This is a genomic window from uncultured Campylobacter sp., from assembly GCF_938045465.1.
Classification (GTDB): domain Bacteria; phylum Campylobacterota; class Campylobacteria; order Campylobacterales; family Campylobacteraceae; genus Campylobacter_B.
The window spans coordinates 1-9,516 of the sequence record NZ_CALIBF010000155.1; the positions used below are offsets into that span (position 1 = coordinate 1).

Annotated in this window: 8 protein-coding genes; 7 read left to right on the forward strand and 1 reads right to left on the reverse strand. The window is 45.8% G+C overall.

Annotation, left to right across the window (positions count from 1 at the left end):
* Window positions 1-352: 352 nt before the first annotated feature.
* Window positions 353-742: a flavodoxin family protein gene (locus Q0413_RS07405; protein WP_298988351.1), complete on the reverse strand. Its 390-nt coding sequence runs from the start codon at window positions 740-742 to the stop codon at window positions 353-355.
* 157 nt (window positions 743-899) lie between these two features.
* Here Q0413_RS07405 and Q0413_RS07410 point away from each other — a divergent pair, with 157 nt between their 5' ends.
* The 7 genes from Q0413_RS07410 to Q0413_RS07440 all read left to right on the forward strand — a co-directional run.
* The gene (locus Q0413_RS07410; protein WP_298988353.1) at window positions 900-1,274 is read left to right on the forward strand and encodes a hypothetical protein; all 375 of its coding nucleotides are present in this window, start codon (window positions 900-902) and stop codon (window positions 1,272-1,274) included.
* 65 nt (window positions 1,275-1,339) lie between these two features.
* A complete protein-coding gene (locus Q0413_RS07415; protein ID WP_177387934.1) occupies window positions 1,340-2,095 on the forward strand; it encodes an A24 family peptidase in 756 nt (251 codons plus the stop codon).
* The gene (locus Q0413_RS07420) at window positions 2,088-3,119 is read left to right on the forward strand and encodes an LptF/LptG family permease (RefSeq protein ID WP_298988355.1); all 1,032 of its coding nucleotides are present in this window, start codon (window positions 2,088-2,090) and stop codon (window positions 3,117-3,119) included. The genes Q0413_RS07415 and Q0413_RS07420 overlap by 8 nt, the downstream gene beginning before the upstream one ends.
* A gap of 604 nt (window positions 3,120-3,723) precedes the next feature.
* Entirely contained in the window at window positions 3,724-4,422 is a 699-nt protein-coding gene (gene truA, locus Q0413_RS11260) for a tRNA pseudouridine(38-40) synthase TruA (RefSeq protein ID WP_366939666.1), read from the forward strand.
* Between the two features lie 233 nt (window positions 4,423-4,655).
* Window positions 4,656-5,597 carry a TAXI family TRAP transporter solute-binding subunit gene (locus Q0413_RS07430; RefSeq protein WP_291937906.1) on the forward strand — a complete coding sequence of 314 codons (942 nt, stop codon included), beginning with the start codon at window positions 4,656-4,658 and terminating at the stop codon, window positions 5,595-5,597.
* An 8-nt stretch (window positions 5,598-5,605) separates the two neighbouring features.
* Window positions 5,606-7,687, forward strand: coding sequence for a TRAP transporter permease (locus Q0413_RS07435; RefSeq protein ID WP_298988359.1), 2,082 nt, complete (start codon window positions 5,606-5,608; stop codon window positions 7,685-7,687).
* Between the two features lie 671 nt (window positions 7,688-8,358).
* Window positions 8,359-9,516, forward strand: a 1,158-nt coding sequence (locus Q0413_RS07440; RefSeq protein WP_298988360.1) for a TonB-dependent receptor plug domain-containing protein, incomplete at its 3' end; no start/stop codon positions are given.

A 9,516-nucleotide genomic window follows, 5' to 3' on the forward strand; every position in this document is an offset into this window, starting at 1 on the left:
GAAGTATCGGCAATTTGCTTTTACTTCCTCTTGGTAATATCCTATTTGATTTTTTTACTTCGACAAACTGGAATTTGCAGAGACATAAAGCCTTAAAAGGTTACACTAAATCCTGCCCCATTTTATACGCTTTTTCCAAATAGGATTGGAATGTTTTGTCATGATGTTCTTTCTTTGCATCCCCATCAAACATTGTCCAATCGTATATGCTATAATCCTTAACTTGAACAGTATTCCCACATACGAGTACATTGGTTGGACCTACGAATCTTTCAAATGAGTATTTGTGCTTTGGGATCAAATCACCATAAAACCCACCTTCTTCATATGCACTATCCTCACTGTTGCTTGTTCAAATAAAAAGTACCGGTATCAAGTGTTCATTGTAGGATGGTTTTTCAAGATTATATGTGAGTGATTGGAAAGTTAATCGTTCAAATAAGGCTCTGAAACTTGCGGTCACATCGCCCATATAATTCGGTGATCCAATAATCAGTCCATCTGCATTTCTAATCTTTTCAAGTACGTCATATAATCCATCCTTATAGACACATTTACCAAAATTGCCTTTTCTTTTACAGCCAAAGCATGAAATACATCCGGTATATTTCTCTAATCGGAACAAATCTACATATTCAATTTCTGCGCCGGCAAACTCACTACCCTTTGCAGCTTCTTTAATCAGTTGATCTGTATTCCATCCTTTTCTTGGTCCAGCATTAATCGCTACTATTTTTTTCATTTTATCCTCCAAATTCTAATTTGTCAATTTCATCCATCCTATTATATCCTTTTTCTCATATTTTCCCATTACATCAAGCTGAATATTCATTCTTGTAACCATATTTTTATTTAACCCACTACAAAGCGGTTGCGGCAAAAAGCTTACGAAAAAGCCGATGAAAACTCTAAGATGCCCAAGATGCGGCAGCGTGTATAAAAAACCCAAGAAATTTATACTGGCGGTCTACATTTGCCTGCTGCTGTTTTTTATGCTAGCGTTTGCTTTCATCCCCGATAAAATGGGGATTTTGGCATCCACAGGCAGCGGGATAGGCGCATATATTATGTTTTTATGGATCGTAGATACTTTGAACTTCGATCTTTTGGACGCCATGATACTGGTGGCGGGATTTTTGATTTTCAGCGGATTATATGAGGCATGGGGCGAGCCGCTAATCGCAGGGCTCATAGCCATTTTATTTTGCGTGGGCGCGGCGGCGATTTTCGTAAAATTTTTCCCCTATGAGAGGCAAAAAATCAATGAAAACTAAGAAATTTCTCGCTACCATAGAGCGTTTGATTAAATTTTAAAAAGTTAAAGCTCCAAAGGAAAAAGATGGATTTAAATATCGTTTACGGCGTGATTTTTGCGGTATTCGGCACCTGCGTGGGTTCGTTTTGCAACGTCCTGATCTACCGCTTGCCGCGCGGACAGAGCGTAAATTTTCCCGCTTCGCACTGCCCAAAGTGCTCTCACGCTTTAAAATTTTACCACAACATTCCGCTGCTTTCGTGGCTCTTTTTGGGCGGCAAATGCGCCTTTTGCAAAACCAAAATTTCGATCCGCTACCCGATCGTCGAGCTTTTAGGCGGCGCGCTTGCGCTTGCGGCGTATTTCGGCGAGCCCGATCTTGCAAAAGCCGCGGTACTAGGGCTTTGCTTTATCTTGCTTATGGCGCTTTCGGCGATCGATTTTGAGTATAAAGCCGTGCCTGAGAGCCTTCTTTACGTAGTTACGGCGCTTTCGCTTGCTTATACGCTGATGTATGATTTTGATCTTAGCGGCGTTGGCGCGGCGGCGGGATACGCGGCGATATTTTTCGTGCTGCGCCTAATCGTCACTTTCGTGCTCAAGCGCGAAGCGATGGGAAGCGCGGATATTTTTATCGCGGGCGTTATGGGGGCGATTTTGGGCTGGAAGCTGGGCGGCATCTCGATCTACATCGGCGCGATTTTGACGCTGCCTGCGTATCTCATCGCGCACAAAAGAGGCTACGAGCTGCCGTTCGTGCCGTTTTTATCGATGGGGCTACTTCTTACTTTTATTTTTAGAGATCAAATTTTAAGGCTCTTGGACGTCATTTATGGATAGGGTGCAGCGCTATTTATTTAGCAACTTCGTAAGCTCGTTCGCGTCACTTTTTAGCACGCTTTTTATCATAATGTCGATCGTATTTTTCCTTCAGATCGCGCGCATTACGTCGTTTATCGAGATAAATTTTTCAGAGCTAGTAAAGCTCTATCTTTTCATGCTGCCGCGCATCCTCATATTTACGGTGCCGATCGCGTTTTTCGTAGCTCTTAGCATCTCGCTTTTTAGGCTATCTAAAGAGAATGAAACCATCGTAATATTTACGATCGGCTACGCTACGCGCAAGATCGCGCTGTTTTTCGGCATAAGCGCCGCGCTGTGCTCTTTGGCGCTGCTTTTCGTATCGCTTTTTATGATGCCGATAGCCGAAAATTTAAAGGACAATTTCATCGATTACAAAAAAATTAGCGCGACGCTAAATATCAAATCCAACGAATTCGGGCAGAAATTCTCCGACTGGCTCGTTTTTATCGACTCGCAGGAAAACAACGGCACAAGCACGCTGTATAAGGATCTCGTGCTGTATAATCCGGGTGGCTCGCAGGATCACGAGCGGATGATCGTAGCGCGTAGCGGCGAGTTTAAAAACGAAAACGCGAGCTTTTCTGCGATGCTGCACGACGGCAAAATTTACACGATGGGCGGCGAGCAGTGGCACGTAAGCGAGTTTGAAAGCCTAACCCTGCGCACGCAAAGCGACCGCAATATCCGCGGCGGAGGCGGCGTGATCGGATACTGGAGCGATATGAGCGGCAGCGAGAAGCGCAGGAAGGAATTTAGCATCTACACCCTCGTCTCGCTCTTTCCGCTGGCGAGCTTTCTGTTTGCGCTAAGCCTCGGCATCGTGACCTATCGTTACGAAAAGGGCTTCGTTTACGCGGGGATCTTCGGCGTGCTTTTTAGCTACTTCGCGATGATCATGCTGCTCTCTAAATACCCAAGCATCGCGCTTCCCGTGACATTCGGCGTTACGCTTATCGGCTCGCTGCTTTACTACAGGATCAAAATTGCCCCGAGGTACTGAAAAAGACTCCGAGCTTTGCCGCGGCGAAATTTTAAACAAAAGCTCGTCCGCTCGAAATTCAGCGGATAAAATTTCGACGAGCGAGCCTAGCGCGTCTAAAATTTTGCGTAGCGTAAATTTAAAACGCAAAACGCAAAACGGCGAGCAAGCTTTGATCTTAAACGATAAAATTTTAAATTTTAAAAATTCCGCTCTTGCAGATACGGCAAACGATACGGCCACCTATACTGCGCCCGATTGCGGTTTGAATCACGAAAGCGTCAGGCGGAATTCGGACGCCGTTCGCGCTAAAAAGGCTGCGCGTGCGGCAAATTTAAATTCCGCCCGTAAAAATTCCGCCGATACCGCCGCTTCCGATATTTGCGCGGCAAACGCTGCAAAAGCTAATGTGGCAAGTGGCGACGCTTTAAAAATCTATATGTCGCCCGTCGCAAAATTTTACACTACCCGTCCCGCATCCGCCCGCACCGAAAACTCCCGCAAAACAAATGCCGCCCACAAAGCGGACGCCCCCGCAAACACGCCAGCAAGCGCGTCCGAACTCAAAAATATTATTGAAAGCGCGCCCGCAAGCGACTTCGCAGCGAGCGTAAACTCCGAACGCGTGAAGCTCAAGCTCGTCTATTCCTATGACGGCTCGAAATTTAGCGGCTCGCAGTCTCAGCCTCACGGGCGCGGCGTCGAGGACGTGCTGCGCGCGGCTTTGGGGCGCGTGGGTATCTTTGCGCCGCTAATCAGCAGCTCGCGCACCGATAAAGGGGTGCACGCGCTGCGCCAGGTAAGCTGCGTCGAATGCACCGTGCACTGGGAGCTGTCGCGTCTAAAAGAGCTCATAAACCGCCACTGCGCGCCCTATATTTTTGTGCAACACATCAGCCCGGTGCCGCGCGATTTTCATCCGCGTTACGACGCTGTGACGCGCTGCTATCGCTATGTTTTAAACCACGGACGCCCTAGCCCCTTTCTTAGCGATTTTTGCGTGTTTTATCCGCGCGTGGATCTTGCCGCGCTCAATGCTGCGCTTGCAAATTTCGTCGGCGAGCACGATTTTAGCGAGTTTATGAAAAGCGGCAGCGACATAAAAAGCCCCGTGCGCGAGCTCTACGTCGCGCGCGCCTACTCTTTTAGAAATTTAACCTTGATAAATTTTAAAGCCAATGGATTTTTGCGAGCGCAGGTGCGGCTGATGGTCGCAAACGCCATAAAATCCGTGCAAAGCGGGCGTAAGATCAGCTTCTCGCGGGCGCTTAGCAGAATCCCCTTTCCGCCGAACGGGCTGTATCTTAGCGGCGTGAGTTATTAAGACTTGAAATTTATAGCGTTAAATTTTATCCACGGGCGTTTGGATTTCAAGCTTAGAATTTTATCGCGGTAAAATTCTGCATATGAGAGTAGATCGCCACCCTACTTTGATATTAAATCACCTGCGCCACAATGTGTAAAATCGTAAATTTGCGCGAAATTCGATCTATTTTTATTAGAATTTTATAGAAATTTAGCAATACTTTCAAACTTTTAACTCAAAAAGGAGCAAAGATGAAAAAATTTTCTGTTGCTTTGGCCGGTTTGGCCTTACTAGCTAGCGTTTCGGGCGCTAAGGAGTTCATCAATATCGGCACCGGCGGTATGACCGGCACCTATTATCCGGTAGGCGGCGCGATTTGCCGCTTGGTAAATATGGATAAAAATATGAAATGCTCCGTGCAATCGACGGGCGGCTCGACATATAACGTCAATAACGTGCTTAAAAAAGAGCTAAATTTCGGCTTCGTTCAAAGCGATGTCGTCTATGATAAGTACAACGGTACGGGCAAATTTCAAGGCGCGGCGGATAAAAATTTACGCTCCGTAATTTCGATCTATCCGGAGCTTTTGGCTTTCGTCGTCTCTAAAGAGAGCGGCATTAAGGCTTACGGCGACGCTGCGGGCAAAAAGATCAATATCGGAAACCCAGGTAGCGGCAACGAGCTAACCAGCACGATAGTTTTTGAAAACTACGACTTTGATCTTAAAAAGCTCGCCCAGCACGGCGTTTTAACGGCGCAAGAATGCCCTATGGCGCTAAAAGATAAGAAGATCGACGGATACTTCTACGTCGTAGGACATCCGACCGCAAATATCACTGATGCGGCGACTTCGCTTCCTATCGACTTAGTCAGCATCGACGATGAGCATATCAAAAAAATTCTAGAAAAATATCCATATTTTGCCAAAGGCGTGATCCCTGCGAAAATGTATGACGGCGTAGATCACGATACGCAGACTATCGGCGTAAAGGCAGTGCTCGTAACCGACGCTAGCCAAAGCGACGAGGCGGTTAGGGCGGTAGTTAAAGCTATACTTGATAATTTTGACGAGTATAAAAAGCTACACCCTGCGCTAAATTTGGTAAGCAAAGAATCTCTTTTAGAGGGGCTTAGTGCGCCACTTCATCCTGCAGCAGAGGCGGTGTATAAAGAAGCTGGGCTGCTGAAATAGGCTAGTTGATGGAGAAATCTACACAAAACGACGAGCAGGTTTTAGAGGTAAAGAGTAGAGAATTTACCTCTAAAAAGCTCTTCTGGCTCGTGACGCTGGTCTGCTTCGCGTGGTCGGTCTTTCAGCTTTACATCGCGTATTTTACGCTAAATACGAATATCGCGCGCTCAATCCACTTGGCATTCGCTGTTTTTATAATTTTTTCGCTTTTTCCGTTTCGCCCGCGCTCTAAGGCGCATTTTTATATCCCGTTTTACGATTGTATTTTATTAATCGTCGGAGTCGCCGCGATCTTGTATCCTGCGATAGAATTTAACGGACTAGCGCAGCGCCCGGGAAATTATCTAACCAGAGATATCGTAGCGGCCTTTATCGGAATTTTCATACTCTTTGAAGCAGGTCGCCGTATGATGGGACCAGCGCTTGGCATTATCGCTTTTACCTTCCTTCTGTATTGTTACTTCGGCCCCTATATGCCAGATATCATCGCGCACCGCGGCGCAAGCTTTGAACTGCTTGCAGGGCATATGTTTTTAACGACAGAGGGCGTATTTGGCGTACCGGTAGGGGTCAGCACCAGCTTCATCTATCTGTTCGTGCTATTCGGCGCGCTTTTGGAGCGAGCCGGAGCGGGGCAGTATTTTATAAACGTGGCGTTTGCGATTTTAGGTCGCTTCCGCGGAGGACCCGCCAAGGCTAGCGTAATCGCCAGCGGGCTAACCGGCATGGTAAGCGGCAGCTCAACCGCAAACGTCGTGACGGTGGGTACCTTTACGATCCCGCTTATGAAAAAAGCGGGGCTTACCGCCACTAAGGCGGGCGCTATCGAGGTCGCCGCAGGCGTAAACGGGCAGCTTATGCCGCCTATCATGGGCGCTGCGGCATTTATCATCGCGGAATTTTTAGGTATGAGCTACACCAACGTAATGATCGCGGCGGTGATCCCCGCTTTCGTCTGCTACGCGGGGTTATTTTTTATCGTGCATCTTGAAAGCTGCAAGCTAGGACTTCGCGGCAGCCGCGATTACGCCAAGGTTTCAAAGCTAAAAATTATATTTAGCGGCATTCATTACATAATACCGATTTTGGTGCTTCTTTTTACTCTATTGATTCTAAAAGAAAGCGCGATCTCTGCGGCGTTTAACTCGATCTGCGTGCTATTTTTAATAATGATCGTACAAGAGCCCGCTAAAAAAACGATATTTGGCGAAAAGGTTGGCAAGTCCGATTTTATCGTCGGCTTTGTCGATATCTTTTGGGCTATGGTAGGTGCTGCTAAAAACATGGTCACGGTCGCCGTTGCCACCGCGCTAGCGGGCATCATCATCGGCTCGATCTCGCTTACCGGGCTGGGACAGGTTCTTTCAGAGCTCGTAGAAGCAGTCGCAGGAAACAGCATAGTACTAATACTTCTGATGACTGCGATAATGAGCCTGATTTTGGGCATGGGACTTCCTACGACGGCGAATTATATCGTCGTTTCAAGCTTAATCGCGCCAGTGATTTTGATACTAGCGGGCAAAAACGGCTTTTTGATCCCTGCGATCGCGGTGCATCTTTTTGTCTTTTATTTTGGAATTTTAGCCGACGATACCCCGCCAGTGGGTATTGCAGCATACGCTGCGGCGGGTATCGCAAAGGCAAATCCGGTAACCGTAGGACTTCAGGGCTTCGTGTATGATCTGCGTACCGCGGTGCTTCCGTTTGCGTTTTTCTTCAACAATAAGCTGCTTTTGATCCAAAGCATCGGCGATCCGATGGATTCAAAAAGTATCGTTTGGATCAGCGATCCACTGCAAATCGTGCTGATTTTTGCCACGGCGATCGTGGGTATGTTTGCCTTCAGCTCCTCGCTACAAGGCTGGTTCGTTACAAAGTGCAACATGGTAGAGCGCCTGCTATTGCTGCTAGTAACGCCGCTAATGCTGGTGCCTAATATCTGCGCAAAATTCATAGAGTTTATCCCAAGTGAATACGCAAGTTATGGCATCGGCGCTGCGATCTACGCGCTGATCTTTGCAAAGCAGTGGCTTTTAAGGCCCAAAGACTCTGACGATGCTCACGCCGAAAATAGCGCACCTGCGGCGTAAATCTAAATTTGATCCCGCTAAATTTTAAGATAAATTTGCGGGGTCTCATTAAATTTATCTTCTTATTTTGCATTCTTGCGCCAGGATTTTAAATTTGGATTGACTCTTTACTTCTAAATTTAAAACCTCGACAGATTGTGCCATGCTGATAAATCTAGTTTAAATTTAAATCCGCCTATATAAACTACTCAAAATTTTAAATTGCGCCGAAGCGATTATGCCCCTTAGTAAGATAAATTTATTCATACGAAGCTATTGTGTTAAAAAACATCGCATATTAATCCCAAGTCTATAATTATTCCAAGCGCAGGATGCACGAAATCAATAGAGCAAAGCCGTTTTCGCGCTGCCGCTTGTAATGCCTTCGATAGTTTAAAATATACACGTCCACAAAAGCGAAAATGATTCTTAAAGCAGATAAAATCAAAAACTATGCAAAATTTCTTCAAAACGATTTGATAATTAAGACCGGGCGTTATAAAATTTTACTTATTTACAGCAATTTCTTGATTATATGCTGTATTTTATTTAAAATAATTTTTATGAAAATATCGATGGAATGGGGAATTATTAGTGAAATTTAATTCTATAAAAATACTTTAATAATTAATATTAAATTTATCCGCTTTGAGTTATAATCCGCGATTAAATTTCAAAATAGAGGAACAAAAATGCAAAAAGATATGTATTTTAAAAAGGCGAAATTTATCGCATTGTCGATATGTGCGAGCGTTTCGATTTTATGCGGCGTCGAAGGCTCACACCTAAGCAGTGACGCAAATAGCACGAATCTTGGCGAAATCGTAGTAAGCGCGAGCGGCTTTCGCCAAGATATTAGGCAGGCGCCGGCCTCCATTTCCACCTTGGATAATAAAGAGATATCAAGCAGCAGCTTCACTTCGCTGCACGATATCGCGAATAAAATGCCTGGCGTCAGCGTCATCGCAGGCGACGACGGCCCGGCAAGCGGGATATCCATCAGAGGAATGGAAAGCTCCCAAACCCTTGTGCTTATCGACGGCAAACGCGTAAGTTCTGCGGCGGCGAACCCAAAAGGCGGAGCGGGCGATATGAACTCGAATTTTATCCCGCCCGCAGGAGCGATCGAGCGTATCGAAGTGATTAGAGGACCTATGAGTTCACTTTACGGAAGCGATGCGGTAGGCGGCGTGATAAATATCATTACGAAAAAGAATTTTTCTAAATTTAGCGGAAGCGCCGCCATATCTACGACTATCCAAGATCACGAGGGTATCGGAAACGGCAAGATGGGCGAAGCCTACGTCAATATTCCCTTCGGGCAGTATGCGGCGCTTCAGCTGTGGGGATATAAAAAGCTGCGCGACGAGGACGGCTATAAGGGAGGCTATCAAAAGAGCGATAAATCGGATTCTAACGCCAAGCTTTGGCTAACGCCGGATGAAAATAATAAATTTTACTTTCAAACCGGAAGGCAAAATCATGATTATTCAAGGACTCTTGGTAAAACCGCCGTTTATCCCAACGCGCGCGGATTAAATCACTATAAATATAAAAGAGAAAATCACGGCGTCGGATATTTGGGCGAGTTTGAAAGCTTAAGCGCTGATATAAGTTATTTTTGGGATAAGACTCGCCGTACGAGCATTTTTGATAGCCTTTCGCCCGCAATCGTAAAAAATAGAAATTTTAATTCCAAATTTACGACTTATCTCGGTATAAATACACTTACCTTCGGCTATGATTTTAGCAAACAGGATGTGCAAACGACTTTCATCGTTTCAAACGCGAGCAGGCAAAATTTACGCTCTCCGCAGAGATTTTCTATGAACGAGCATGCGGGATTTTTA

Excerpts from the sequence above, each read along its gene's own strand:
- Q0413_RS07410 (WP_298988353.1), top strand. The coding sequence starts at position 900 with ATGAAAACTCTAAGATGCCCAAGATGCGGCAGCGTGTATAAAAAACCC.
- Q0413_RS07435 (WP_298988359.1), top strand. The coding sequence starts at position 5,606 with ATGGAGAAATCTACACAAAACGACGAGCAGGTTTTAGAGGTAAAGAGT.
- Q0413_RS07415 (WP_177387934.1), top strand. The coding sequence starts at position 1,340 with ATGGATTTAAATATCGTTTACGGCGTGATTTTTGCGGTATTCGGCACC.
- Q0413_RS07420 (WP_298988355.1), top strand. The coding sequence starts at position 2,088 with ATGGATAGGGTGCAGCGCTATTTATTTAGCAACTTCGTAAGCTCGTTC.
- Q0413_RS07405 (WP_298988351.1), bottom strand. The coding sequence starts at position 742 with ATGAAAAAAATAGTAGCGATTAATGCTGGACCAAGAAAAGGATGGAAT.
- Q0413_RS07430 (WP_291937906.1), top strand. The coding sequence starts at position 4,656 with ATGAAAAAATTTTCTGTTGCTTTGGCCGGTTTGGCCTTACTAGCTAGC.